26 protein-coding genes and 1 pseudogene are annotated in these 26235 nt (G+C 66.0%); 10 read left to right on the forward strand and 17 right to left on the reverse strand.

The annotated features are described in order from the left end of the window. Window positions 1-142 precede the first annotated feature (142 nt). Together PIGHUM_RS01290 and PIGHUM_RS01295 are read left to right on the forward strand one after the other, a co-directional pair. The gene (locus tag PIGHUM_RS01290) at window positions 143-1264 is read left to right on the forward strand and encodes a 5-methyltetrahydropteroyltriglutamate--homocysteine S-methyltransferase (protein WP_124077437.1); all 1122 of its coding nucleotides are present in this window, start codon (window positions 143-145) and stop codon (window positions 1262-1264) included. Window positions 1265-1278: 14 nt separating this feature from the next. Beyond that, a complete protein-coding gene (locus PIGHUM_RS01295; RefSeq protein ID WP_124077438.1) occupies window positions 1279-1947 on the forward strand; it encodes an epoxyqueuosine reductase QueH in 669 nt (222 codons plus the stop codon). A gap of 46 nt (window positions 1948-1993) precedes the next feature. On the opposite strand, the gene PIGHUM_RS01300 is transcribed toward PIGHUM_RS01295, so the two are convergent. The 4 genes from PIGHUM_RS01300 to PIGHUM_RS01315 are packed head-to-tail and all read right to left on the reverse strand — an operon-like array spanning window position 1994 to window position 5178. Next, on the reverse strand, window positions 1994-2968 hold the full coding sequence (locus tag PIGHUM_RS01300) for a Bug family tripartite tricarboxylate transporter substrate binding protein (RefSeq protein ID WP_124077439.1): 975 nt from the start codon (window positions 2966-2968) through the stop codon (window positions 1994-1996). Window positions 2969-2997: 29 nt separating this feature from the next. Next, on the reverse strand, window positions 2998-3654 hold the full coding sequence (locus PIGHUM_RS01305) for a flavin reductase family protein (protein ID WP_222929191.1): 657 nt from the start codon (window positions 3652-3654) through the stop codon (window positions 2998-3000). Next, a complete protein-coding gene (locus PIGHUM_RS01310; protein ID WP_124077440.1) occupies window positions 3635-4243 on the reverse strand; it encodes a cupin domain-containing protein in 609 nt (202 codons plus the stop codon). The genes PIGHUM_RS01305 and PIGHUM_RS01310 overlap by 20 nt, the downstream gene beginning before the upstream one ends. Next, window positions 4240-5178: an alpha/beta hydrolase gene (locus PIGHUM_RS01315; RefSeq protein WP_124077441.1), complete on the reverse strand. Its 939-nt coding sequence runs from the start codon at window positions 5176-5178 to the stop codon at window positions 4240-4242. Before PIGHUM_RS01315 ends, PIGHUM_RS01310 begins: the two co-directional genes overlap by 4 nt. A gap of 77 nt (window positions 5179-5255) precedes the next feature. On the opposite strand from PIGHUM_RS01315, the gene PIGHUM_RS01320 reads away from it, so the two are divergent. Both PIGHUM_RS01320 and PIGHUM_RS01325 read left to right on the forward strand, forming a co-directional pair. Further along, the gene (locus PIGHUM_RS01320; protein ID WP_246012853.1) at window positions 5256-6161 is read left to right on the forward strand and encodes a LysR family transcriptional regulator; all 906 of its coding nucleotides are present in this window, start codon (window positions 5256-5258) and stop codon (window positions 6159-6161) included. Between the two features lie 164 nt (window positions 6162-6325). Next, a complete protein-coding gene (locus PIGHUM_RS01325; protein ID WP_124077443.1) occupies window positions 6326-6811 on the forward strand; it encodes a cupin domain-containing protein in 486 nt (161 codons plus the stop codon). A 32-nt stretch (window positions 6812-6843) separates the two neighbouring features. Here PIGHUM_RS01325 and PIGHUM_RS01330 read toward each other — a convergent pair whose 3' ends face one another. The 12 genes and pseudogenes from PIGHUM_RS01330 to PIGHUM_RS01380 all read right to left on the reverse strand — a co-directional run bounded on the left by PIGHUM_RS01330 (window position 6844) and on the right by PIGHUM_RS01380 (window position 19785). Beyond that, the gene (locus PIGHUM_RS01330; protein WP_124077444.1) at window positions 6844-8181 is read right to left on the reverse strand and encodes a type II toxin-antitoxin system HipA family toxin; all 1338 of its coding nucleotides are present in this window, start codon (window positions 8179-8181) and stop codon (window positions 6844-6846) included. A gap of 2 nt (window positions 8182-8183) precedes the next feature. Next, window positions 8184-8426, reverse strand: coding sequence for a helix-turn-helix domain-containing protein (locus PIGHUM_RS01335; RefSeq protein ID WP_124077445.1), 243 nt, complete (start codon window positions 8424-8426; stop codon window positions 8184-8186). A 255-nt stretch (window positions 8427-8681) separates the two neighbouring features. Further along, a complete protein-coding gene (locus PIGHUM_RS01340) occupies window positions 8682-9896 on the reverse strand; it encodes a PepSY-associated TM helix domain-containing protein (RefSeq protein ID WP_124077446.1) in 1215 nt (404 codons plus the stop codon). An 11-nt stretch (window positions 9897-9907) separates the two neighbouring features. Then, complete coding sequence (locus PIGHUM_RS01345) at window positions 9908-12457, reverse strand: TonB-dependent siderophore receptor (RefSeq protein ID WP_124077447.1); 2550 nt, start codon at window positions 12455-12457, stop codon at window positions 9908-9910. A gap of 94 nt (window positions 12458-12551) precedes the next feature. Beyond that, window positions 12552-13208 carry a FecR domain-containing protein gene (locus PIGHUM_RS24110; protein ID WP_246012879.1) on the reverse strand — a complete coding sequence of 219 codons (657 nt, stop codon included), beginning with the start codon at window positions 13206-13208 and terminating at the stop codon, window positions 12552-12554. Window positions 13209-13400: 192 nt separating this feature from the next. Continuing rightward, window positions 13401-13577: pseudogene (locus PIGHUM_RS24310) on the reverse strand (FecR/PupR family sigma factor regulator); the annotation flags it as partial. Between the two features lie 4 nt (window positions 13578-13581). Further along, on the reverse strand, window positions 13582-14094 hold the full coding sequence (locus tag PIGHUM_RS01355) for a sigma-70 family RNA polymerase sigma factor (protein WP_187697738.1): 513 nt from the start codon (window positions 14092-14094) through the stop codon (window positions 13582-13584). A 233-nt stretch (window positions 14095-14327) separates the two neighbouring features. After that, window positions 14328-15335 carry a 4-hydroxy-2-oxovalerate aldolase gene (dmpG, locus tag PIGHUM_RS01360; protein ID WP_124077449.1) on the reverse strand — a complete coding sequence of 336 codons (1008 nt, stop codon included), beginning with the start codon at window positions 15333-15335 and terminating at the stop codon, window positions 14328-14330. A gap of 10 nt (window positions 15336-15345) precedes the next feature. Continuing rightward, complete coding sequence (locus PIGHUM_RS01365) at window positions 15346-16296, reverse strand: acetaldehyde dehydrogenase (acetylating) (RefSeq protein WP_124077450.1); 951 nt, start codon at window positions 16294-16296, stop codon at window positions 15346-15348. Between the two features lie 235 nt (window positions 16297-16531). Next, window positions 16532-17737 (reverse strand): Rieske 2Fe-2S domain-containing protein, encoded by a 1206-nt coding sequence (locus tag PIGHUM_RS01370; protein ID WP_160142093.1) that lies wholly within the window; start codon window positions 17735-17737, stop codon window positions 16532-16534. A gap of 60 nt (window positions 17738-17797) precedes the next feature. Beyond that, on the reverse strand, window positions 17798-18793 hold the full coding sequence (locus tag PIGHUM_RS01375; RefSeq protein ID WP_281279038.1) for a Bug family tripartite tricarboxylate transporter substrate binding protein: 996 nt from the start codon (window positions 18791-18793) through the stop codon (window positions 17798-17800). A 167-nt stretch (window positions 18794-18960) separates the two neighbouring features. Beyond that, a complete protein-coding gene (locus PIGHUM_RS01380) occupies window positions 18961-19785 on the reverse strand; it encodes a helix-turn-helix domain-containing protein (RefSeq protein ID WP_124077453.1) in 825 nt (274 codons plus the stop codon). A gap of 135 nt (window positions 19786-19920) precedes the next feature. On the opposite strand from PIGHUM_RS01380, the gene PIGHUM_RS01385 reads away from it, so the two are divergent. Further along, on the forward strand, window positions 19921-21141 hold the full coding sequence (locus PIGHUM_RS01385) for a GGDEF domain-containing protein (RefSeq protein WP_124077454.1): 1221 nt from the start codon (window positions 19921-19923) through the stop codon (window positions 21139-21141). Beyond that, window positions 21138-21623: an Lrp/AsnC family transcriptional regulator gene (locus PIGHUM_RS01390; RefSeq protein ID WP_124077455.1), complete on the forward strand. Its 486-nt coding sequence runs from the start codon at window positions 21138-21140 to the stop codon at window positions 21621-21623. Before PIGHUM_RS01385 ends, PIGHUM_RS01390 begins: the two co-directional genes overlap by 4 nt. 12 nt (window positions 21624-21635) lie before the next feature. Here the strand turns inward: PIGHUM_RS01390 and PIGHUM_RS01395 are convergent, their stop codons facing one another. Then, entirely contained in the window at window positions 21636-22301 is a 666-nt protein-coding gene (locus PIGHUM_RS01395; protein ID WP_246012855.1) for a hypothetical protein, read from the reverse strand. Window positions 22302-22488: 187 nt separating this feature from the next. On the opposite strand from PIGHUM_RS01395, the gene PIGHUM_RS01400 reads away from it, so the two are divergent. From PIGHUM_RS01400 to PIGHUM_RS01415, 4 genes are all read left to right on the forward strand, one after another. Further along, window positions 22489-23097 (forward strand): NADPH-dependent FMN reductase, encoded by a 609-nt coding sequence (locus PIGHUM_RS01400; RefSeq protein WP_124077456.1) that lies wholly within the window; start codon window positions 22489-22491, stop codon window positions 23095-23097. A gap of 35 nt (window positions 23098-23132) precedes the next feature. Next, the gene (locus PIGHUM_RS01405; RefSeq protein ID WP_124077457.1) at window positions 23133-23924 is read left to right on the forward strand and encodes an alpha/beta fold hydrolase; all 792 of its coding nucleotides are present in this window, start codon (window positions 23133-23135) and stop codon (window positions 23922-23924) included. Further along, complete coding sequence (locus tag PIGHUM_RS01410) at window positions 23921-25057, forward strand: LLM class flavin-dependent oxidoreductase (protein WP_124077458.1); 1137 nt, start codon at window positions 23921-23923, stop codon at window positions 25055-25057. Before PIGHUM_RS01405 ends, PIGHUM_RS01410 begins: the two co-directional genes overlap by 4 nt. A gap of 110 nt (window positions 25058-25167) precedes the next feature. Further along, entirely contained in the window at window positions 25168-26163 is a 996-nt protein-coding gene (locus tag PIGHUM_RS01415; RefSeq protein ID WP_160142095.1) for a tripartite tricarboxylate transporter substrate binding protein, read from the forward strand. Window positions 26164-26235 lie beyond the last annotated feature (72 nt).

A 26235-nucleotide genomic window follows, 5' to 3' on the forward strand; every position in this document is an offset into this window, starting at 1 on the left:
GCCTGCCGACTGCCGCTCGGGCGGCGGGCGCGATGCATGAACACCGCTAATGGATTCATGAAGTCTAATCAGTAGTCACCACGGGGCCGGCTGCCGATAATGGAAGATTGCGCGCATTGTCGCGATTTTTTCCAAGCATGAAATGAGCCTGCCCCTGAATCCCCCGTTCCGTGCCGACCACGTCGGCAGCTTCCTGCGCCCCGCCTACCTGCTCGACGCGCGCGAGCGCCGCGCCAAGGGCGAGATCACGGCCGAGGAACTGCGGCGCGTCGAAGACCGCGCCATCGCCGAAATCGTCAAATTCCAGGAAGACGTCGGCCTGAAGAGCATCACCGACGGCGAATTCCGCCGCACCTACTTCCACGTCGACTTCCTGCGCCAGCTCGGCGGCGTCTCCAGCGGCGAACCGGTGGCCGTCCAGCGCCCCGACGGCAAGGCCGAACTGGCCCCGCCCGTCATCACGGTCGTGGACAAGGTCCGCCACGTCGCCGACATCCAGCGCGCCGACTTCGAATATCTGCAAAGCCAGCTGGCCCCCGGCAGCGTCGGCAAGGTCGCCATACCCTCGCCCACCATGCTGCACTTCCGCGGCGGCCGTGCCGGCATCAGCGCCCAGCACTACCCCGAGCTGGAGCCCGACTTCTACGACGACGTCGCCCGCGCCTACGGCGACGAACTGAAATCGCTGGCGGCGGCGGGCTGCCGCTACGTGCAGCTCGACGACACCAACCTGGCCTATCTCTGCGACGCCAGAATGCGCGCCGCGGCGACCAGCCGGGGCGACGATCCCGACGAACTGCCGCACCGCTACGCCCGTTTCATCAACAAGGTGGCGGCCTACAAGCCGGAAGGCATGGTGCTCGCCATCCATCTGTGCCGCGGCAACTTCAAGAGCACCTTCGCCGCCAGCGGCGGCTACGAACCGGTGGCCGAGGCGCTGCTGGCCGAAATGGACCTCGACGCCTACTTCCTCGAATACGACGACGACCGCAGCGGCGACTTCCGCCCGCTGCGCTTCCTGCCCAAGGGCAAGATCGCGGTGCTGGGCCTGGTCAGCACCAAGTTCGGCGAGCTGGAAACCAAGGACGACCTCAAGCGCCGCATCGACGAGGCTGCCCGCTACGCCCCCCTCGAACAGCTCGCCCTGTCGCCGCAGTGCGGCTTCGCCAGCACGGTGCACGGCAACGACATCGCGGTGGCGGCCCAGCGCGACAAGCTCAAGCTGGTCCTGGATACGGCGCGCGAAGTCTGGGGCGACGCCTGAGGACAGGACAGGCCATGCCGACGACTCCGACGCACGCACCGCTGCCGCTGCCCGACGGCCAGAACAAGGTGCTGCTGCACTCGTGCTGCGCCCCCTGCTCGGGCGAAGTCATGGAGGCGATGCTCGCGTCGGGCGTCGACTACACGATCTTCTTCTACAACCCGAATATTCATCCGCGCAAGGAATACGACCTTCGCAAGGATGAAAACATTCGTTTTGCGGAGAAATCCGGCATCCCCTTCATCGACGCCGACTACGACCGCGACAACTGGTTCGCCCGCGCGCGCGGCATGGAGAATGAACCGGAGCGCGGCATACGCTGCACCATGTGCTTCGACATGCGTTTCGAGCGCACCGCGCTCTACGCGCATGAGCACGGCTTTCCCGTGATAACCAGTTCGCTGGGCATTTCGCGCTGGAAGAACATGCAGCAGATCAACGACTGCGGCGCACGCGCGGCGGCGCGCTATCCCGGCCTGGCCTATTGGGACTACAACTGGCGCAAGGGCGGCGGTTCGGCGCGCATGATTGAAATCAGCAAGCGCGAGGCGTTCTATCAGCAGGAGTATTGCGGCTGCGCATACTCCTTGCGCGACACCAATCTGCACCGCAAAGCCACCGGCCGCGCGCCGATCCGGATCGGGGTCCAGTACTACGGGCCGGCCGAGGGGGACGGGGAATAGCCGGAAGCGCGTCGGCGCAGGGCGATGCGACAGGCGCCTTCCGCGTTCAATCCAGGCGCACTCCGCTCGCCTTGATCACCGGCGCCAGCCGCTCGATCTCGTTTCTTGCGAAATCCATGACGGCCTCCGGCGGCCCGGGCATGACATCCAAGGCCAGCGCACCCAGTTGGCTGGACACGGCGGGCTCGCGCAGGACGGCATTGAGTTCGTCGTTCAGGCGCCGAACGACGCCGGAAGGCGTCGCGCCAGGCACGATCAGCGCATAGCGCACGGAAAAGTCGAAGTCTTTGTAGCCCAGTTCCCGCAAGGTGGGAACCTCCGGCAAGATGCCGCTGCGCTGGCCGCTCAGCACCGCCAGCGGCCTCAGCCTGCCAGCGGCGATGAAGGGCTTGGCCGAGGCAACCAGGTCGAACACCGAGGCGATGTCGCCGGCTATCAACGCGTTCAGCGCGGGCGGGCTGCCCTTGTAGGGCACGTGCATGAGGTCCGCGCTCGCGCGGGCCTTGAACAGCTCCCCGGCAATGTTCATGGCGGTGCCGTTGCCTGCCGAACCGTAGGCCAGCGAACCTGTGCGGGACGCTTTGACGAATTCGTCCACCGAACGGACCGGCGACTGGGCGTTCACCACCAGCACCAGCGGCGAATAGGCCAGCATGCCGACGCCGGTGAAGTCCTTGCGGGCGTCATAGACCTGGCGATCGTAAAGCAAGGGATAGAGCACCAAGGGAGTGGTGCCGCCCAGCAGCATGGTGTAGCCATCCGGCGGCGAGTCGGCCACGTACTTGGCGGCGATGGCGCCGCCGGCGCCGGGCTTGTTCTCGACGACGACAGGCTGGCCGAGCCGGCGTCCGAGGCCGTCTGCGACGACGCGGCCCAGGATGTCCGCCGCGCCGCCCGGCGTATAGGGCACCACGAGCTTGACCGGCCTGGCCGGAAAGGTCTGCGCCATCGCGGATGTACACAGGGCCGCGGCCGCGCCGACGGCGAACGCGATGCCGCGCAGGCAATTCGGGATCTTCATGTTGTCTCCTTTCTTCGTATGGCGGCCGGTCAACCGCTGGTGGCGGGCACGCCGGGGATGTCGGGGCGCCCCATCTGGAACCGGTCGGTCACGCGTGTGTACATGCCGGCGCCTTCCAGCCGGCCGATCGGGGCCAGCCGCGCGGCATCAACGTAGAACCTGGCCGGATCCACGATGCCTTGGCGGTAATGCATCATGACCACCTCGCCGATCACGAGACGGTTGGGCCGGCGGCCCACTTCGATGATGTCGATCAGCCGGCACTCGAACTGGGCCGGGCACTCCACCAGCCGGGGCGGGCGCACCTTGACCGACGGCGCGGTGCGCAGCCCGGCGAAGTCGATCTCGCTGGTGTCCGGCGGAAAATCCGCCGAACAGACGTTCATCTTCTCCTTCACGCCCTCGTCCACGATATGGACGACGAACTCCGGCACGCGCTCGAGGTTCCGGCCGGTGTCCTTGACCTCCCCGGCGCGCGGCGTCAGGGAGAACATCAGCATGGGCGGATCGACGCCGATCATGTTGAACAGGCTGAAGGGCGCCGCATTGGCCACGCCGTCGGCGCCCAGCGTCGTCACCAGCGCGATGGGACGCGGGATGATGGTGCCGCTCATCAGCTTGTACTGCTGCTTGGGGTCCAGCGCATCCGGATCGAAGGAGGCCATGTCAGCTTCCGGCATGTTCATCGGCCGTCTCCTTGCCTATCGTGAACTTCCAGCCGGCCGCCTCCAGCCGGGACACGGTCTCGGGCCCGAAGCGGGACGCGATCTTCTCCGCCGTGGCGGGATCGCGGTCGATGTCGTCGAACCGGTCGCGTTCGCCCTGCACGATCACGAGCAGGTGCGCATCCTGGTCCGATGCATTCTCGAAGCGGCGCGTGACGCCGGACGGCACCGCGATCAGGTCCAGGTGCTCCAGCACCGTGCTTTCCTCCCCATGGTCGCCCCACTGGATCAGCCATCGGCCGGTCAGGCACATGAAGGTCTCTTGGGTGTGATAGTGCACGTGCAGCCCCGGCCCCTGCCCGGGCGGGCAGGTGACGATGCCCAGCCGGAAGACGCCGGCGTCGCCGCCCTCGACGGCCGGCTTGGGCGAAATCTGCCCGGGCAGCGGACCGGGGGACATAACGTTGAACGTGGCCTTGGCCGTGATCATTTCCATGACCTCTTGAGGCAGGCCCAGTTTTTCCTGGATGCGCGCCTTGGTGGAGACCAGGTCCTTGAACCTGGCGATGCGGTTTTGCATCTCTTCCTGCGTAGGGGTGTATCGCTTCATGATGGAGAAGTTTCCGTAGAAGGTGAATCGAACAGGCGCCGCACTTGCGCCGCCGCCTGCTCCAGGGCAAGGCGCGCCGGCCACAGCGCGGCCGCATGCATGACGAATGCGTGCGGCATGCCCGGAAATTGCACGAGCCGGCAAGGCACCTCCGCGGACTCCAGGCGCGCGGCGAGCGCCTGGGCATCGGCCAGGAGAGGATCCTCCTCGCCGCAGCCCAGCCACACGGAAGGCAGTCCCCGCAAATCCTGGCGCAGCGGGACCGGACCCGGCACGGCCTCGGGATCCGCGCCGCCGAGATAGCTGCGCCAGACCCATAGTGAATAGGGCCTGGCCCCGGCCTTGGGTCCGCCGCAATTCGGATAGAACAGCACGAGGCCGGCCGGCAGCATTTGCCCCTGGTCGCGCAGCGCGAGCGTGGCCGAAAGCGCCAGCGTCGCGCCGGCGGACTCGCCGAAGAATGCCCATGCGCCCGCCCGCAGCCCCAGTTCCGCGCCGTGGCGGCCCAGCCATGCCAGCACGCACAGCACTTCCTCCTGCTGGACGGGATAGCAGTGTTCCGGCGTCCTGCGATAGTCGATGGCCGCGATCGCGCAGCCGGTCAGGACGGCCAGGCGGTGAATGGTGCCCAGGTGCGAGTCGATGCCGCCGGCCCAGAAGCCCGCTCCCCGCAGAAAAACCAGGCACGGCAGGTTTTCCTGGACCCGGGCGGACACCAGCCGCACCGGGATGTCCCCATGCGGTCCGGACACGGTGTGGTCGTCCGACCGGGCCACGTCCGGAACCAGGCGGTTCAGCGCCTGGAAATAGCGCGACTGCTGCTGCCTGGCATCCTCGATGGACATGGCCAGGGGATCGCCGGAGCGTTGCCCTGCCAGTGTCTGCTGCGCCTGCTGGAACGTCCGATACATGGTCGCCGGAAAGTCGTTGATCACGACCGGATTAGACTCCAGCACACTGGCCCATTGCCATAGGCAACCGCTAATCTCTAAAATCACCGTCCATGGATAATATGGATTTCCGGCTGCTGCGCGCCCTGCTCGTCCTGGTCACCGAGAAAAACGTGACCCGCGCGGCAAACCTCCTGGGAATAGGCCAGCCGGCGTTGAGCCAGACCCTCGGCAAGCTGCGCGAGCACTTCAACGACCCCTTGCTCGTCCGCACGCGCGGCGGCATGGTGCCCACCGACCGGGCACGCGAACTGGAGCGATCCGCGCGGCAGATCCTCGCCGAATACGACCGAATGATCTCGCCGGCCGACCACTTCGATCCCGCCACCTCGCGCCGGCGTTTCGTCGTGACCATCCCCGAGTATGCCGAGCACATGCTGATGCCTCCGCTGCTGGAGCGCCTGCGCCGGGAGTCGCCCGACATCCGCATCGAAGTACGCCCTCCCCAGCCGGCCCGGGCCATCGAGCAACTGGAAACGGGCGACCTGGACCTGCGCATCGCCTGGCTGCTGGCGCCTACGCCGACCCTGCGGTCCATGCCCCTGTTCCAGGATCAGGTCGTTTGCCTGGCGAGCCGCGCCCATCCTTCGATTCAAGACAGCCTCACGGTGGACGATTTTCTGGGATGCCCGCACGTGCGTCCGCTGGGCACGGGCAGGCCGACCACGGCCGTCGTGCTGGACGAAGCCTTGGCCCGGGAAGGCCGGAAGTTCGAACGGCCTTTCCTGGTGCAGAACTTCCTGACCATACCCGCCATCGTGTCCCGCACCGACATGCTGGCGACCCTGCCGCGCATGCTCGCCCGGGCATTCGCCGCCCAGTACCCGCTCCAGCTCCTGGAAGTCCCCCTGCGCCTTCCGCGCATCCGCTACGCCGCTTACTGGCATGAACGCAGCCAGAAGGATCCGGGGCATCGCTGGCTGCGGACCATGCTTCAGCAGGCGGCGCGCGAGCTCGCCAGAAAATGAACGCTGCGTATCAGCCGGCGTTCATCATGGATCTACCGCCGGGGATTGCCGCTGCGCGCAACGGGACTGCAGCAACCCAGGCTGGTTTTTCCAGATGCGCCATCATGTGCGCACGACGCCCGAGCGGTAAGCTACGGGCTTCACTTCTTCACGAGAAGCCGAACATGCACCCGCGCGCCCAAGCGTTGATCACCCAGCTCGGCCTGCAGCCCCACCCCGAGGGCGGCTATTACGGCGAGGTCTTCCGCTCCGGGCGGCAAGTGCTGCGCCAGCCCGACGGCCTGGCGCGCAGCGCGCTCACCTCCATCTTCTTCCTGCTGCCGCGCGGCGCGACCAGTTGCTGGCATCGCGTGGCGCATGCGGACGAGGCGTGGCACCACTACGAGGGCGCTCCCGTTGCCCTGCATGTGCTGCTGCCGGGCGCCGCGCAGGCCGAGGCCTGGCTGCTCGGCCCCATCGGCGATGCCCACCCCGGGGCATTGCCCGCGCGGGTCGTTCCAGCCGATGCCTGGCAGGCCGCACGCCCGCTGGGCGACTATGCTTTGGTAGGCTGCACCGTCGGCCCCGGCTTCGACTTCGCCGACTTCGCCATGGCGCGCGACCTGTCCGCCGGCGAGCGGCCCGCGGCGCTCGATCCGGCTTTACTCTGAGGTTCTTCCGGCGCGATCGCTGGCGCGCCCTTTCAGCGCGCCGCACTCCTCAGCTTTTCCGCTGACGTCCGCATACCTGCGGCAATCGCCGCGAACACGTCTTCCGGAAACTCCGCCGGCAGTCGTCCTCCGGTTTCCTCGATCGCGCCTTCGACCCGCGCCAAGGTCTCCTCGAGCAGCTCTTCCATATCCGCCCCATAGCCGCACTCGCGCGCGGTACTGTCGAAATGACGCCGCTGTATTTCCGCCAGCTTGTAGTGCTTGCTCTTGCCCCGCAGAGCCATGGCCAGCTTCAGCTTCTTGTAGTCCAGCTGGCTGGCCCCCTTGCCGATGATCGGCCATGCCGACAACACGTCGTACAAAGGCGTCAGCCGATACCGGCCTTGCGGCAGCAGATGGATGGAGAAGTTCTTGGCGTGCCCATCGGTGGCGGCCAGCAGCCAGAACAGCAGTTGGGCCTGCAAGAGCGTGCGCAGGTCCGCCTCGCGCGTCTCGGAACCCGCCAGGATTGCGGCGATCTCCGTCAATCCCGGCCCGCCGTCCGCCTCATACTTCGCATCGGGCCCGACGCCCAGCGCCTGGCAGAAATCCTCCTGCGGCAGGCGCAGCCAGTAACCGTCTTGGGCAAGGCGGCGATCGAAACGCTCGACGATCAGCACTTTCTGGCTGCCGAACCGGGCGATCTGACACTGGGCCACCGGCAAGCCGAAAGCCCGCAGCAATTCGATGCACAGCCATTCGTTTTCCACCGAAGTGCGCATGTCCGCCTGGCGATTCCCCACCAATCCCAGCGGCAGCTTGAAGATATGCGTCGTGGGGGTAGCGCCCAGCGGATGGCACCAGCGGCCCTCGTGCCAGAGCAGTGCGGTTTTTTCCTGTGCGCCGGCGATCGAGATCCTGAAGTCTTCATTTCCGTCGGATTGGCCGAGCGCCTCGGGCGCCGCCACGGTTCCCTGCAGGATACGTTCGATGCCGGCCTCGTCCAACGGCTCGGCCTCGATGCGGCGAATGTCCGGCGGCAGCGCCCCTTCCGGCAACAATTGGACCGCGCCCACACAATCCCTGCCGATGGCTTCCAGCAATTCGAAGGCGTCCGTGCCGCGCGTGCGAAAGCGTGCCTGAAGGCGCTGCCGTATCCGGTCGCTATCGGGCAGCAAGTTGTCGAAGAAATTGCGGACCGAATCGCCTTTCAGCGCTTCCTGATCCACCGGGATAGGCAGGGAGAGCGACAGCGGACGGCCCGAGGGCGACGCCGCCCACGCCGGATCGTATGAAAACTCGTCTGCGCCCCGGGCCGATACCCGCCATCGACCAACACGGATGCCGTTGGCCCATACGTCCAGAGCACGGGCATGCGCGCGCCGGCCCACGGCTACCACTCGCTCTTGGACGCGGGTGCCTCGGCCTTGTCCTGCAGCAGCAGGTCCAGGCCCAGCAAACCGGCCAATGCCAGCAGTCGGTCGAGGGTGAAGCTCTCCGGCCTGGATTCCAGTTCCGACAGGCGGTTCTGGCTGATGCCCAGCCGGGATGCCACCGCCGCCTGGGACAGTCCCAAGGCTTTGCGCCGGGCAGCCAGCAGGATGCCGACTTGGGAAGGTGTAGAGACTCTAGGCATGATTTCATCGCCATTACCGATGAAATCAGTTTATCGCCAACATCGATAAAATAAAAAATATCGATTTTGCCGATAATTCATGAATATCGGTGTTATCGATAATTTGGAAAACCGCTTTTCGTGGCCCTTGTCCGGCTCCTCAGCATCACGCCGAGCTTATCCATTAGCTCCGCAGCGCTTTCCCGAGCCTTCTGCCGCCGCGCGTCAATTTTTCCTCCTGATAGAAACGATCGAGTTCGCCCATCGTCGCCGGCCTCACTTCGGGCAGCGCAATGCTTGCGAGCGCAATTTGTTCGCCATCCGGCCGCGGCGCTTGCGCACCCATATCACCAGGCCTGTCACGCTCAACGCGGCGACGAACACCCCCATGAACGACATCAGTACGCGCCCCGGCGTGCCCAGCAGCCGGCCGGAGTGAAGCGGCAGCTGGGCCTGCATGAAGACGTCGCCCGCGGTGCCTTGACCCGGCACCTTTTCACCGACGACCGCGCCCGTGTCCCCGTCCAGGTAGAGAACCTCGTTGCCCATGCCGTCGTCATCCCGGTCGTTGTCGGGCGTGAAGAACGCCACGCCATAGATGCCGAAGCGCTGGGCATAGAAGATGGATCCCGCGGGAGCGGTCCAGCCGCGGCGGCGGCCCTCGGCCTCTGCCACTGCGATGGCCTGTTCCCGGCTCAGCAGCGGGTCGGCCAGTTCCCGCTCGCGGCTGCCCTGGCGCGACTGGAATGGCGAGGGCGTCAGCGGCGAGAGCACCGACACCAGCGGCCGCATCACCTGAGTCCCCAGGTTCAGCGACACCGAGGTCACGGCCAGCATCAGCAGCAAACCCCATACCCACACGCCGCCGGAGCGGTGGATATCGAAATTGAGCTTGGCGCCGCCCTGGCGCAGCCGGAAGCTCAGCGACTTGCGCCAGGTGCGCGCACTGGGAAAGGAAATCCAGAGCGCAAGAAAACAGTCGGCGATCCACACCGCCGACACAACCCCCATCAGCCACACCCCGAATTCGATGCCCCAGCCTTTGGGAATGTGCATGGTGTAGTGCAGCTTATAGAGGAAGGGCAGCAGATTCTCGCGCGACAGCGATATGCGTCCCCATTGCCGGCGGCCCTGGGCCTCGCCGGTGGCCGGGTCCATCGCCAACTGGTTGAAGCCGAGGGCGTATGGCGCGCCGGTGGCGGGATCGATGCGCGCGGCCACGCCCAGCATCGCCGTGTGCCCGGGCTCCAGCGTCAGCGGCAGGAAGCTGACCCGCAGGCGCGGATCGGCTGCCTCGGCGCGGCGCGCCAGTTCCAGGGGCGCAAGCGGCGTATCCGTCGCACCGGAGGCGGCCTGGAACAGTCGGGGATTGGCCCACTCGTCGAGTTCGTGGTCCCAGGCGATCACCGCGCCCGTCAAGCCGGCGATGAACAGGAAACCGGCGATGAACAGGCCGCACCAGCGGTGCAGCACCACCAGCGCGCCACGCATGCCGCCGCGCTTCAAAACCGGTAGCGCGCCGACAGCATCACGTTGCGCGGCTCGCCATAGACGTTGCTGGGGAAACTCGCGCTGCCGGACAGCGCGTTGTAGTACTTCTTGTCGAATACGTTGTTGATGTTGAGCCGCAGGTCCAGCTTTGGTGTGGCCTGCCAGCCCACCACCAGGTCGACCACGACGTAAGCGCTTTGAGTAATGTTGAAGGGGACGCCGCTCGTGGTGCCCTTGTTGTAGATGAAGCCCTGGCGATAGACCGAGCCACCGATGCGCCAGCCCTGCAGGTCACCGGACAGCCGGTACATGGTAGACAGCTTGAACAGGTGCCGTGGCGTGTCGGTGTCGAAGAGCGCGCCTACGTTGCTGGCGGTCGCATCCTTGCGGTAGCGCGCGATGGCCACCGTGTAGCCGGCACCCACCTGCCAGTTGGGCGTGATGGCGCCCTGCACCTCAAACTCCATGCCCTGGCTTCGAACCTCGCCGGCAGCCGAATAGCAGGTGACGGTCGGGTAGTCGGCGCACTGGGTCTGGTCGGCGCTGCGGTAGGCGCGGTTTTTCTGGTCCATGCGGAACACGGCCGCCGAGGCATTCAGCGCGCCGTCGAAGTATTCGCCCTTGATGCCGATTTCGTAGTTGCGGCCCACCACCGGATCCAGCAGCTTGTTGCTGGCATCCCGATAGTTCTGGGGCTTGAAGATGTCGGTATAGCTCGCGTAGATGGCATGCTGATCGTTCAGGTCGTAGACCAGCCCGGCGTACTTCGTCAGATGATTGTTGACGCTGTAGCGGTTATGAGCGCTGACGGAAGGTGTATTGGAGGCGAAGTTCGGGTACGTGTTGACGGTGTCGTTGTAGTCGAACCAGTCCACCCGCCCGCCCAGTATCAGCTTCAGCCGGTCGGCCAGATTCAGGCGCGTCGTGGCGTACACGCTTTGCTGGGTGATCTTCGCGTCCATCCAGTCGCGCAAAGGGATGTTCGGGTCGGCTACGGCGCCGGGATCGAAGTTGTACGGGTCGAGGCTGCTGTTGAGTACCAAGCCTTGGCGGCTGTTGCCGTCGAAATCGATGTTGCGGTAGCTGGCGCCCAGTACGAGTTCGTGCTTGCGGCCCAACAGTTCGAAGGGGCCGTTGGCATACAGATTTACGCTGCTCTGCTTTTCCCGGTGGGCGTTGCGCGCACCCAGCTGGCTGTAGCTGCCGTTGGTGACGCTGTGACTGATGTAGTGGCCCTGCATGTCGACATCGGCCTGCGCGTAATAGGCCGAGAGGTGCATGCGCCAACCGTTGTCGAACCGGTGGTCCAGCCCCACGAAGGCGGAGTCGGTGGTCTTGTTCCAATGCTCCCAGTCATTGGCGTAGGACGTGGACCGGGGCAGTCTCAGATCGCTGCCGTCGCTCGCCACAGGAAGGCCGGTGAAGCCGTTGCCGTGCAGCCGGTTCTCCTGGTGCAGCGCGCTGAGCGTGACCGTGGTGGAGGCATCCAGATCCTTTTCCAGAATCCCGTAGAGCGTCTGGCCGTTGCTGCTTTCGCCGCGCTTGTAGCTTCCGTAGTCCTGAGTGGCAATCACCGTGCGACCGCGCAGACTGCCGTCCTCCGACAGCGGACCGGAGGCGTCCAGCTCTGCCCTATAGCGGTCCCAACTGCCGGCGCTCACGCCGGCGGAAATTTGCGGAACCTTGGTCGGTCGCTTGCGCACCAGGTTGATGGCGGCCGACGGATTGCCCGCGCCCTGCGCCAGGCCGGTGGCGCCACGCACAATCTCCACGCGGTCGTAGATGGCCATGTCGGTGGCCAGCAGGTCTTGCGACAGGTTGGAGCTGTCCAGGCTCACCGGCAGGCCGTCGTACATGATGTTGTCTACGTACATGCCGCGCGAATAGAAGGATGCGCGCTCCGGCCCGAACCGCCGGAAGGTCAGGCCGGGAGCGGTCTGCACCACGTCGTTGACCGTCGCCAGGCCTTGGTCCTGGATTCGCTCGCGGGTGATGACGGTGACGGCCTGCGGCGTATCGCGCATCGACAGGTTGAGCCGGGTGGCCGTGCTCATGCTGCCCGTGGTGTACGAGTGCGTGCCCTCGGTGGTACTGTCGGCGGCAGCCGTGCCGGTCACAGTGATCAATGGCAGCGTGCCGGCCGCGGGCGCTTCGGCAGCCGAAGCCGGCGGCGGGGCGGCGGGAGTGCTGTCGGCGCGCAGCACGAATGCGCCGTTGTCCAATTGCACGGCCCGAAGGCCGGTCCCGGCCAGCAACAAGCCCAAGGCGCCGGCGACCGGATAACGACCGTTCACGCCGGTCGTGCGCTTGCCTTCGCTCTGCTCAGCCGTGAAGCTCAACATGATGTTGGCCGTGCTTGCCAGCTGGCGCAGCGCCGGGGCCAATGGCCCGGCGGGTATGCGGAAGTCGGTGACGGCCGTACCGGACGCTTGCGCAGCGCCCTGCGCCCTCGCGAGAGACGGTGCGCCGGCCGTAAAGCTCAGGGCCAGAGCCAGGACGGCGAGCGCGACAGGGGATGGATGCGCTCCCCCCCAATGGCGGCCGCGTTGCAAATTCGACATGTCGTTCCTCTTGATCGGACCCCCGGAAATTCCGGTCCCTCATGAGGTAGGTGCCGCGAGAACGCCAATCGGGCAGTCAATGCGCAAAAAAATTTCAGCGGCCCCGATCCGCAGGTACAACCGTCGCCCAGTATCGGGTACGCCACTGCACGCGTACCGGCAGCACGCTGGGCAGTGTGGCCAGGATGCGATCGGTGTCCGCCAACGGGAAGACGCCTGACAGGCGCAGACCCGCGATCCGCGGATCGACGCGCAGCATGCCCGGCCGGTAGCGATCCAACTCGGCCAGGAAGTCGTCGAGGCGTTGCTCGTCAGCCAAGAGCTGGCCCCGCGTCCACGCGTCCGTCTGTTCATCGGTCGAGCCGGGTGCCTCGACCGTCTCGCGGCTGAACTGCGTCTGCTCGCCAGCGTGCAGCACACGCGTGCTGCCTGGCGCCCCCTGGGAAGAGATCTCAACGGCGCTCTCCAGAACCGCCACACTGGTGCGTTCGGGGCGCTGGCGTACGGTGAAACGGGTGCCCAGCGAGCGGATGGTGCCTTCGGCAGTCTGCACCAGCAGCGGCCGGGAATCAGCGGACGAACCCGGCCCATGACGAGTAGCAACCATGATTTCGCCCGCCACCAGCAGGATGCGACGCTCACTGGCATCGAATCGAAGATTCACCGCGCTGCCCGTGTTGAGCATGAGCTGCGTGCCGTCCTCCAATGCAAAGCTGCGCTGCTCGCCTGTAGCGCTCCGGAAGTCGGCCATATTGGCTTGCCAGGGACCGGTGCGTGAAGCGAGAAGCCCGGCGCCGATGGCCAGACCGCCCCACACGAGTGCCTGCGTAGTCCGTCGACGAGCAACGGAGGACGGCCGGCCGCTCGCACCATAGGATGACAGAGCCCTGTACGCTGGACTCGGCCCCAAGGATTTCATTCGACCCGTGACGGACTCGACGTGCTGCCAGGCAGCTTCATGGTCGGCATGCGCCAGGCGCCACTGACTCCACTGTATTTGCTGCTCCTCATCAGCCTCACCGGACATCAGCAGGGTGAGCCAATCTGCAGCAGCATCCGCAGTGGCCCGGCTGATCACCCGACCGCTGGGCAGCGTCAACGTGTCGCTATGGGTGGCCACGGCGTCAGAGCGTCATTGCGAACAGGCATTCGCGGTTGGCCCTGGCGAGATACTGCTTGACCGAGCTGGCCGAGACCCCCAGCCGCTTGGCGATATCGGCGTAGCTCAGTTCGGCCAAGTGTGCCAACAGAAAAGCTTCCCGCACCTTGGGAGGCAATCCATCAAGCACGCGGTCGATCTCCTGAAGGCTCTGGACCGCGATAAGTCGCGTCTCTGGCGAAGGGGCCACTTCTTCAGGCAGGCTCGCGATGGCCTCGAAATAGGCGGTTTCGAGCAGTTGCCGACGATGCCGGTGCGCAAGCAGCCGATTGGCGACCGTCGCCAGGAACGGTCGCGGCTCGCGGATCTCCCCGGTCGCGGTTTTACGGTCCAGCAGGCTTAGAAAAGTGTCCTGCGCCACATCAGCCGCCGTAAATGTGTCGCCGATGCGCCTGCGCAGCCAGCCCTGAAGCCAAGTGCTGTGCTCGGCGTACAGGCCGGTCAAATCATCGGCAAGCGGTAGATCCGGGGCGGGCATCAGGGCGAAAAGGGGAAAGATCAAATGAGAATTAATCTCATTTTAGGTGTTCGAACAAAAATCCGCAAGCAATCGGACCGATTGCTGGATAAGCTGGCGAAGCAGGCCGGCGCGTGCCTCGCGTATCGATTCTGGCATGCCGTGCGGCGCGTACGAAAAAAAGCCCGAAGCATGAATATGCTCCGGGCCTGCAAATGCGCCTTGCGGCGCCACGTGCTTACTGCGAAATCGGATTACTTCTTCAAGTCCAGCGCCACGTCGACGATCATGTCTTCCTGGCCGCCCACCATCTTGCGGCGGCCCAGTTCGACCAGGATGTCGACGGTCTTGAGGTCGTATTTGGAGGCGGCCGCTTCGGCGTGGCGCAGGAAGCTGGAGTACACGCCGGCGTAGCCCAGCGCCAGCGTCTCGCGGTCGACGCGCACGGGGCGGTCCTGCAGCGGACGGACGATGTCGTCGGCGGCGTCCATCAGGGTGTAGAGGTCGCAGCCGTGGTTCCAGCCCAGGCGCTCGGCGGCGGCGATGAACACTTCCAGCGGCGCGTTGCCCGCGCCCGCGCCCATGCCGGCCAGGCTGGCGTCGATGCGGTCGCAGCCTTCTTCGACGGCGACGATGGAGTTGGCCACGCCCAGGCTCAGGTTGTGGTGGGCGTGGATGCCGGTGTTCGTCTCGGGCTTGAGAACGTCCTTGAACGCGCGGAAACGGTCGCGCACGTCGTTCATGTTGAGCGCGCCGCCCGAGTCCACCACGTAGATGCAGGTGGCGCCGTAGCTTTCCATCAGCTTGGCCTGTTCGGCCAGCTTCTGGGGCGTGTTCATATGGCTCATCATCAGGAAGCCCACGGTGTCCATGCCGAGTTCGCGGGCGTATTCGATGTGCTGCTTGGAAACGTCGGCCTCGGTGCAATGCGTGGCCACGCGCACGATGCGGGCGCCGGCGTCATAAGCGCTGCGCAGGTCGTGCACGGTGCCCACGCCCGGCAGCAGCAGGGTTGCGACCTTGGCGTGCGTGACGGTTTCGGCCACGGCCGAGATCCATTCCAGGTCGGTGTGGGCGCCGAAGCCGTAGTTGAAGCTGGAGCCCGACAGGCCGTCGCCGTGCGCGACCTCGATGCTGTCGACCTTGGCGTCGTCGAGCGCCTTGGCGATCTGGCGCACGTTGTCCAGGCTGTACTGGTGGCGGATGGCGTGGCTGCCGTCGCGCAGCGTGACGTCGGAGATGTAGAGTTTCTTGTTGCTCATGATTCGGTCCTCAGGCGGCTTCCACCAGGTGGGTCTGCGCGAAGCGCTCGGCGCACGCCAGCGCGGCGGAAGTCATGATGTCCAGGTTGCCGGCGTAGGCGGGCAGGTAGTGGGCGGCGCCCTCGACTTCCAGGAAAACCGAGGTCTTCAGGCCGGACAGCTTGCCCAGGCCCGGCACGTTCAGCGGCGCGGACGCGGGGATCTCGTCGAACTGCACGCGCTGCTTCAGGCGGTAGCCCGGCACGTAGCTCTGCACCTTGGCGACCATGTCGGCGATGCTTTGCTCGATGGCCTTGGTGTCGGCCATTTCCGACAGCGTGAACACGGTGTCGCGCATGATCAGCGGCGGCTCGGCCGGGTTCAGGATGATGATGGCCTTGCCGCGCGCGGCGCCGCCGATCACCTCGATGGCCTTGGAGGTGGTCTCGGTGAATTCGTCGATGTTGGCGCGCGTGCCGGGGCCGGCCGACTTGCTGGAGATCGACGCGATGATTTCGCCGTAGTGCACCTTGGCCACGCGCGACACGGCGTTGACCATGGGAATGGTGGCCTGGCCGCCGCAGGTGACCATGTTGATGTTGGGCGAATCCAGGTGCTCGTCGATGTTGATCGCCGGGATCACGTAGGGGCCGATGGCGGCGGGGGTCAGGTCGATGACCTGCACGCCCTTGGCCTGCAGCAGTTCATTGTGGCGCTTGTGGGCGCCGGCCGAGGTCGCGTCGAAGGCGATGCGGATCTCGTCGAAGTTGGGCATGGCCAGCAGGCCGTCGATGCCGCCCGCGGTGATGGGCACGCCCAGGCGCTCGGCGCGCGCCAGGCCGTCCGATTTCGGGTCGATGCCGACCATGGCGCCCATTTGCAGGTGCTTGCCATAGCGCATGATCTTGATCATCAGGTCGGTGCCGATATTGCCCGAGCCGATGATCGCCACTTTGGATTTGTTGTCGTCTTGCCGCCCCATGAGCCGCTCCTGAGTGTGGTGATGCTGATACGGATTCGACCGATAGTATCTTCCAGGTAGCGGGAAATAACCTTGCTTTTTTTGACTCCCGACCTACGATCAATGGTTGATTCTTTCTGAATCCATGGAATATTGAAAAGAAAACCCTTCGCAAGGAGGGGCTTCCATGGCGGAGGACGGATCCATGCCGCTCAAAGCTCCGGTCGTGCCGGGCGCCGCCGGCCTGCCGTGCGGCTCACACCCCAATGGGTTTGCGCACCCCCGTTCCCTCATGCCTCAACACCGCCTCGACCGCTTCCGCGTCGGGCCTTTCACCCATGGGTTCCCAATTCTTCACGGGTTTCCCTTCCTTGAGCGCGCGCAACTCTCTCAGCCATAGTTGCCGCAGCAGCATCACCCCTTTGTCGGTGCGCGACAAGTGATCTTGCGAGCGATCGACGATCCTGCCCTGCCCTACCTGGGCAATGTAGTCTTCCAGGGTGACGAGATTGGGATGATTCAGCGCGTCGGCCAGGTAGAGCTCGCCAGAAACGATGCGCTCCCCGTACTCCTTGACAGGCATGGCTGTGCGCTCGGCCAGGTAGTCGGCATAGTGCCGGCGATATGTCGGCAGTTCGTCGTCGCTGATGCGCACCTCTTGCGTGACGAATACCAGGTGGTTTTCGTCATCCGTCGGCACGTGGAAAAGATAGGTATCGCGCCATGCCGGACCGGCTTTCCTGTACGCAAGCGCATTGTGCGTAGGCACCGGCAGACGTATCGCGGCGGGCAGGAGCAACACGGACGTGGAAGACAGCCCGGTCTCGCGCACGCTTCGCATGACCACGCCATAGGCGGTTTCTTCGAACGTGATGCGCGCGGGATCGACGGGTATGTGCAGCCCGCCGGTACGATGGGTCCAGGCCGCATGATAGAGATCCCAGTCGTTCTCGTAGCTCTGAAAGAAATTGCACCCCAGTTCCTGGACGCGGGTTTCAACCATGCCATGGCCGACGAAGTCGGGATAGGGGAAATCGGGCGGGTCGCCTTCGCCGAAATAAGCGAAGACAAGTCCCAGACGCTCTACCGTCGGATAGCCCGGGATCCGCATGCTGGCGGCAAAAGCCGCGGAATTGGCGGGGATCTCGACACATTGCCCCGAATGGTCGAACCGCCAGCCATGATAGCGGCAGCGAATCGTTTCTCCTTCGACCCATCCTACCGATAATTGCGTCCCCCTGTGCGGGCAGCGTTGCCCGACCACATAGGGCGTACCGCCTTCCCCCCGATACAAGGTGAACGATTCGCCAAGTATCCGAATCGGCAGGGCCCGCTCTCCGGGCAAGTCCTCGCTTCTGCAGACGGGTTGCCAGAAACGCCGCATGTACCGGCCGCCGACCGTACCCGGACCGGTCAGACAGTAGTCGAGATGCGTGAGCGAAGAATCATCGGTGCTGTTCATCTGTATCTCCATTTGCATATTTCTAGAAGGAATGATTCGGGGACGAACCGGCAGGCAGGACTACTCCGGCTTGATCCTGGCCGCCTCCAGCAGCTTGTCGAACTGCGACTGCTGATCGCTCAGGAACGCCCGAAAACCGGCGGACGGACCTCCCGCCACATCGGAGACGCTGAACTGGGCGAAAATGCGGCCGGCGACGGCCGGGTCGGCATAGGCTCCCCGCGCCAGGGCCGCATTGATTTTCTCGACGATGGCGGACGGGGTGCCGGGGGGCGCGAACAGAGCCAGCCATTGCGTCACGCTGGGCATGCCCTCTTCGGCGAAAGTGGGAATATCGGGCAGCGACGGCAGACGCTGCGCGGTGTTGATGGCAAGCAGCTTGACCTTCCCGCTCTTCATGTAGGGCAATCCGGCCAGTATCGAGTACGTCGTGCTCTGCACTTCTCCCGCCACGACGGCCTGCCAGGCCTGCGTGACCGACTTGTACGAGATGACGTTGAATGTCGCGCCGGCGGTATGGCGGAAGAATTCCCCATACAGGTAGGGCGTGCTCATCTTGCCCCAACTTCCCAACGTGACCTCTTCCGGCCGGCTTCGGGCACGGGCGATCAGTTCCTTCATGTTGTCCACGGCGAGCCTGGGATGGGACCAGAAGCCCGCGGGGATGTAGGCGAGCAGCATGACGGGCTCGAGATCGCTTGGCCGGTAGGGAAGGTCCGCCCGCATCCTGGGCAGCAGAGCCCAATTGAAGAGGTCCAGCATGCACAGCGTATGTCCGTCCGCTTGTGCCCGGGCACAGGCCTCCCCCGCCAGCAGGCCTTCCGCGCCTGGTTTGTTCTCGACCACGGCGGAGCGACCCAGTTCTTTCGAGAGAACTTCCGAGATGCTCCGGAGGAGCTGATCCGCGGAGCCACCTGGCGAATTCGCGGTCAAGAGGCGAATCGACCGCGAGGGATAGGAGTCGGCCGCGTCGGCGGCCGAGACGGACGTACACGAGAAAATCAGGACAGCGGCAACCGATCCTGATGCGAATTTCCGACTCCATGATGCACTCATCGCCGTCTCCTCATCTCGTATGAATGGCGCGCGAACCGCGCCGCTGGGAACATGGTCGGTCCAGCGTATCAGCCAAGAACGGGGGGACAAAGAGGCACGGCGCCCTTGTTCAGAGACTGAACGTCGCGGGCGGCGGGGCACGGCGGACCCCGTCAGCCAGAGGGCTTCTAGCCGAGCAGGCGGAGGAGATTGCGCTCGATCTCGGCCGCCGCGGCCTGCAGCCGCTGCAGGAACATGGCCGTAGCCGCCTCGGGCCGGATCGCCGCGCGTATCCACATGATGTTCAGGCATCCTGCGACCTGCCCATGCGTCATGATGGGCACGGCCAGCGCAGCGGAGCGCTTGCAACCGCCAGCCTCCTGAACTGCATAGCCTGCATCCTGGACCTGGGCAAAAACCAAGGACAGATCCGCTGCCGCCGGATAGCGAACCGCAATGTCTGCTTCAAGCAACTCGAGTATCCAGCGGCGTTCCTCCTGGCCGCAGAATGCGAGGTACGTGCGGCCGACGGCGGTACTCAGCATGGGTACGCGCGTACCCGGCAGCGCGGCTACCAACGAAAGAGGGCTGTCCCGATGGGTGTTTGCCCTGAGTACCATGGCCCCGTCTTCATAGGTGGCGACATTGACCGGCCATACCAGTTCCGCGGACAGCGACTTCAGCACGGGCGTGGCTGCCTCGACCACTTTGTCGACCCGGCGATAGCCGACAGACAACTGGTTGACGAGGGAAGTAAGCCGGTAAAGGTCCCGGAGTTTGGCGCGGTCGACATACCCCAGGAAACGCAGGGTCTCGAGCAACCGGTGCACGGTGGGACGGGGAAGGCCGACCTGGGCTGCGATCTGCTGCGAAGAGGCTTCTCCCAGCCGATTGAGCGTTTGCAGAACGAACAACCCACGCTCCAGGCCGCGCACCATGTGGTACGGGGAGTCGTGGGAGATTGCCGCATCGGAAGCTTGGTCGCCTTGGCGACGTGAGTGCGTCTGCAGCATTTATGCCTCCGTTGAGAACGCTGCTGGCTCGTGGACAGGAACGCCGATTGCCGGCGCAAGCCGGGATACTCCCTCAAGGCTACACTCAGAATCACACCCCGACCAAAGTGGAATCCCGCGCACCCGCCCTTCCCCATGTCCACCGCCGATACGCTTCTCGCACTGGCCCATCCGCTCGTGGCGTTCCTGATCGCAGCGCTGCTGACCGGCGGGTGGCACTTCATGGGACGGCCCGCGCAACTGCTGTATTTCGCCGGGGCCTTCGTCTGCTATGCGGCCGGACTGACCCTGCAGATCACGCTCTGGCCCGCCGATCTGGCGGTCAACATTACCGCGACGGGCTTGCTCTACAGCGGCGCGACCTACATGTTCGCCAGTGGCATCACGCAACTCGAGCGCAAACCGATGCCGTCCTGGCCCTCGGCGGCGATCCTGGCCGCCATGCTGGCCGTGCGCATCTGGAGCCTGCGGGATCCGGCTTGGTCCGGCCTGAGGATAGGCACGCTGTACACCGCGGTCACCCTGCTGTTCCTGCTCGCCCTTTGGCGGATCCGGCACCTCGGCCGGGGCTCGGCGCTGGAGCGGCTGCTGTTCTGGTTCGTGCTGCTGGGCACCCTCAGCCTCATGCCCCGTATCCTGCTGACCCTGGACGCCAGGACCACGCACTACGGCTACGACGGCGGCATGTACTGGGTGCTGACCCAGCTCAGCTTCTACCTTTTCAGCGTGGGCGCCGCGGTGCTGCTCCTGCTGCTGACGGCGTTCCGCACCATTGCGCACTTCAGCCGGGTTTCCGAACGCGATCCGCTGACCGGCCTGCGCAACCGCAACAGCCTGATCCGTTTCCTGGAGAAGAGCCTGGCGAAGGCCGATCGCTACGGGCTCGTCATCCTCGACGCGGACCACTTCAAGCAGATCAACGACCGCTACGGCCATCCCGTGGGCGACGCGGTGCTGCGGGCCATGGCGGGCGTCCTGGCGCTGCATCTGCGGAAGGCGGACGCCGCCGGCAGGATCGGCGGCGAGGAATTCATGCTGGTCCTGCCCGGGGCGGCGCTGGAAGAAACCGAGCAGGCCGCCGCGCGGCTGCAGGCGGCCATGGCCGAGCAGGACTTCTCTTCCATCGCGCCGGGGCTGCGCTGCACGGCCAGCTTCGGCGCAGGCAGTTTCGGCCGCGACGTACCCTTCGAACAGGCCTATGCCCACGTCGACCGGCTCCTGGCGCTGGCCAAGCGACAAGGCCGCAACCGCATCGGCAAGGCCGCCACCGAGCCGGCCGGGGATGAAGACACCCAAGCATTACCCCCAGTTATTGGCTTTACAGGAGAAGATTCTTTTTCTACGATGAATCGATGAAAAAGAATGCTCCAACCGAATCCCTGGACCAGACCGACCTGCAGCTGATGCGCCATCTGCAGGACGACGGCCGGCTGTCCAACGCCAAGCTGGCCCAGCGCGTCGCGTTGAGCGAGACCCCCTGCTGGCACCGGCTGCGCAAACTCGAGTCCGAAGGCTACATCCAGGGCTACCAGGCCATGCTCGACCGGCGCAAACTGGGCCTGGGCGAGCTGGCCTTCATCAGCCTGAATTTCTCGCCGCACACGGCCGAGGCCTTCGAGGCGCTGGAAAAGCTAGTCGAGGCGAACGACCAAGTGCTGACCTGCCACCGCGTTACGGGCGAGGCCGACTTCGTGATGATGGTGGTGGCCGAAGATCTGGATTCGGTGCGGGATTTCATCGACAAGGTGTTGCGCACCCTGCCCAACGTGGCCACGGTGCGCACCAGCCTGTCGCTCAGGGAAGTGAAGTTCTCGAGCAAGCTGCCGCTGCCGGCGTAGAGCGGCGCGCGCTCAGCCCTGCCGCAGCCGCGCCGCCGTGGCCGCGTCCGCCGGCTTGGCCAGCAGGCCGCCGCGATCGTTGAACAGCACCAGATAGCGCGCCCCGTCGAACATGGGCATGAAAGTGGCGCTGCCGTACTCGGCGTCGACGTAGGGCAGCCAGCGCGAGAATTCGCGCTTCAGCATCCACAGGTCGGGCAGGCGGCCGTCGCCGTCGAGCGCGTAGACGCTGCGCGGCGCGGTGCGTTCGCGCTCGACGTCGTCGTAGCGCCCGCCTATGCGGTCCAGCCTGTACAGCGACGGCACCCCGGCCAGCGCCGCGGGCAGCCGCCAGCGCAATACGCGCGCGTCGATCTGCCATGCATCGCCCAGCAGCGTGAACCGGCGCTCGCCCTGCGGCGCGCCCGCGGGTCCCGGCGGCAGCATCACACTGGCGCGAAAGCGCTGCGGCCCTTCCTGCGCGAATTCGATCGTGGCGACTTGCCGGTCTTCGAACAATTGCAGATAGCGATGCACCGTGAAGGCCAGCAGCGCGGCAACCAGGCTCAGGGCAAGCAGCGCCAGCCCCAGCAGGCGCCGCAGCGGCCGCAGCCGGCGCGGGTGCCAGGCCGGCCCGGCGTAGCCGCCGGACCCGAAAGCCATGCCGAACCCAGGCAGGGCCAGAACGATCGCAATCACGGCGATCCATAAATAAGGACTCAGCGCATCCACCCGTGTCGTCTCCTCGGCATGCCGGTTTCCAGGCCCCATCCTCGCACAACCCGGGTGGAGGAATGTTACGGGTTACCACCGTCCGCCGGCGCTTGACTTTCTTCCGTGCGGCGCGCGTAATACATAGCTAGCTATGTATTACCAGGAGACAGCCATGCCGCTTCACGTTCCCCGCATCGTGGCCTTGGGGGGCACGACCCGCCCCGATTCGTCCACCGAACGCGCGCTGCGCCATGCGCTGGACGCGGCGGCGGCCACGGGCGCGCAAGTCGCCATGCTGGCCGGCGACGACCTGGTCCTGCCCATGTACGCGCCCCACGACTCCGCCCGCACGCCCGCGGCGCTGCGCCTGGTGGACGAACTGCGCCGCGCCGACGGCGTGATCATCGCTTCCCCGGGCTACCACGGCAGCCTGTCCGGCCTGGTCAAGAACGCCCTGGACTACGCCGAGGACTTGCGCACCGACGCCCGGCCCTACCTGAGCGGCCGCGCCGTCGGCTGCATCGCCAATGCCGCCGGCTGGCAGGCCGCGGTCGCCACCCTGGGCGCGCTGCGCGACATCGTCCATGCCCTGCGCGGCTGGCCCACCCCGCTCGGTGTCTGCATAGGCGGCACGGATCCCGCCTTCGCTCCGGACGGCAGCTGCATCGATCCGCGCACCGACGAGCAGCTGCGCACCCTGGCGCTGGAAGTGGCCGGCTTCGCCCATCGCATGCGCGGCCAGGCGCCCTGCCGCCCCGATGCCATCCGCGCCGCGGCCTGATACGACACGTCCGTTTTTCCATCGAGGAAACCCTCATGACCGCACTCGAAACATCCACGCTGCGCATCCGCGATACCGCGCTGCGCGTCGCGCGCGGCGGCAGCGGCCGGCCGCTGCTGTTCCTGCACGGCCCGGGCGGCCTGGCCGAATCCGAACCCGCGCTGCGCGCGCTGGCCGGCCACTACGACTGCCACGCGCCGGAGCACCCCGGCTACGGCGGCAGCGCCGTGCCGGCCTGGCTGGACAACATCCGCGATCTCGCCAATTTCTATCTCGACTACCTGGCGCAGCAGCAGCTCTCGGACGTGCATCTGGTCGGCTACGACCTGGGCGGCTGGATCGCTGCCGAGCTGGCGGTGCGCAACAGCCACGCCCTGGCTACGCTCACACTGATCGGCGCGCAGGGCATACACGTTCCCGGCGCGCCGGGCGTGGACGTCTTTCTGCGCACCGACGACGACCTGGTGCGCGACACCTATCACGACACGGCGCTGGCCGATGCCATCCTGGCGCGCACGCCGACCGAGGAACAGCTCGATCAAGCCGTGCGCGACAAGGAGATCACCGCCAGGCTCACCTGGCAGCCGCGCGGCCACGATCCGGACCTGGCCAAATGGCTGCACCGCATCGCCGTCCCCACCCTGGTCGTATGGGGCGCGAACGACCGCATCCTGCCCGTGGAATACGGACGCTCGTGGCGCGACCGCATCGCGCGCGCGACGCTGGCCGAACTGTCCGATTGCGGACACGCGCCGCACGTCGAACGCACGGTCGATACCGTCGCCGCGCTGAATCGATTGACCGCCTCGTCCGGGAGCCTCGCATGAAGTTCTTCAATTTCCACTTGATGCCCTATCGCCATGCGGACCTGGACGCGATCCAGAAGAACGGCTCGGCGTGGGTCACTTTCTCGAACGCGCACTACGATCCGGCATTGGGCGCCGAGCTCTACCACGAGTACCTGGACCAGATGGAGTATGCCGACCAGCTCGGCTTCGACGGCGTCTGCCTGAACGAGCACCACCAGACCGCCTATGGGCTGATGCCCATCCCCGGCGTACTGGCCGGCGCGCTGGCGCGCAGCGTCAAGCGCGCGAAGATCGCCGTGCTGGGCCGCGCCCTGCCGCTGGTGAACAACCCGCTCACGGTGGCCGAGGAATTCGCGATGCTGGACAACCTCACGCGCGGCCGCTTCATCGCCGGCTTCGTGCGGGGCATAGGCGCCGAGTATCACGCCATGGGCATCAACCCGGCCGAATCGCAGGCCCGCTTCGCCGAGGCGCACGACCTGATCGTGCGCGCCTGGACCGAGCCCGGACCGTTCTCCTACATGGGCAAGCACTATCAATTCCAGTACGTGAACCCCTGGCCCCGCCCCTACCAGCAGCCGCGCCCGCCGATCTGGGTTCCCTCGCAGGGGTCCAGCAGCACCATCCGCTGGGCGGCGGGCCTGCGCTACACCTATTGCCAGACGCTCAGCCCCATTGCCACGGTCAAGAAGTTCTTCGACATGTACCGCGAAGAAGCGCGCAAGGCCGGCTACGAGGCCGGGCGCGACCAGCTCGCCTGGTCCAATTGCATCTACGTGGCCGAGACCGACGAGCGCGCCATGGCGGAGGCCAGGCCGCACCTGGAAGCGCTGATGACCCGCCTGCTGAAAATGCCCATGGAGATGCTGCTGCCGCCCGGCTATACCAACATCGAGGCCATGAAGCGCATCAAGGCGACCCGGGCGGTCGGCGCCAAGCCGCAGTCGGTCGAGGATCTGGTCAAGTCGGGGCTGGTCATCATCGGCAGCCCGTCCACCGTGCGCGAAAAGCTGGCCGAATACGAGGAACTGGCCGGGTTCGGCACCACGCTCACCAAGACCCAGTTCGGCACGATGCCGGACGGCATGGTCCGCGCCAACATGCAGGCCATCGCTCAGGAAATCATTCCCCACTTCAAAGACGCCGCTTGAACACGCCCGCACGGCCGCCCGCGGGGCGTGCGCCCTCCCCCGTAGAGGATGTCGCCAAGCGACAGGAGGGCACACCGATGAGCGGCCGCTCACCACAAGGAGGAGACACCATGGCATACCTGCTCTTGCGCGGCTTCGCGCCGCTTGCGCTGTCGCTGGCCGGCCTCGCGCTGCCCGCCGCCAGCCCCCTGGCCGCGGATGCAGCGGCGAACTTTCCCGACAAACCCGTCAAGCTGGCCCTGCCCTTCCCGCCGGGCGGATCCGCCGACACGATCACGCGCGCCATGGCGGAGCGCCTGCAGGCCCAGCTGCAGCAACCCTTCCTGATCGAGAACCGCCCGGGCGCCGCGGGCAACGTCGCGACGCGCCATATCGCCAAGGCGCCTGCCGACGGCTACAACCTTCTGGTGGGCGTGACCGGCGCGCTGGTCATCAATCCGAATCTCTACACCCTGGACTACGACCCCGCCAAGGACTTCATCGGCGTCTCGATGGTGGCCCGCGCGCCCGTCGCCATCGTGGCCGACCCCAATGCCGGCATAGGCAGCATCAAGCAGCTGATCGAACAGGCCAAGGCCAAGCCGGGCGCGCTCGCCTATGCCACCAACGGCGTGGGCACCAGCCACCACCTGGCCGCCGAATTGTTCCGCCAGTCGGCCGGGCTCGACATGCGCAACGTCCCCTACAAAGGAACGCCGGAAGCGCTCCAGGACATCATCGGCGGGCGCGTGCCCATCGGCTTCATGGACCTGACCGCCTCCATACCGCTGGTGGCTTCGGGCAAGCTCAAGGCGCTCGCCACCACCGGCACCGGGCGCTCTCCCGCACTGCCCGACGTCCCCACCGTGGCCGAAGCCGGCCTGCCGGGCTTCTCGGCCGACACCTGGGTGGCCATCATGGCACCGAAAGGCACGCCCGGCCCCGTCGTCGACAAACTCAGCGCCGAGATCAAGACCGCGCTGGCCCTGCCCGAGCTGCGCGCACGCGCCCAGACGCAGGGGCTCGAAGTGATCAGCAGCACACCGGCGGAACTGCAGGACTTCCTGCGCAGCGAAGCCGAGAAGTGGAAGCGCGTGATCAAAGAAGCGGGGATCAAGCTGCAATAGAACGCCGGGGCGGACGGACGGCATTCCTGCCGGCCGTCCGCATGGCATCCTGTTGCCGGCGGCCGGCGCCCC

It is taken from the genome of Pigmentiphaga humi (genome assembly GCF_900606115.1).
GTDB classification, from domain to species: domain Bacteria; phylum Pseudomonadota; class Gammaproteobacteria; order Burkholderiales; family Burkholderiaceae_B; genus Pigmentiphaga; species Pigmentiphaga humi.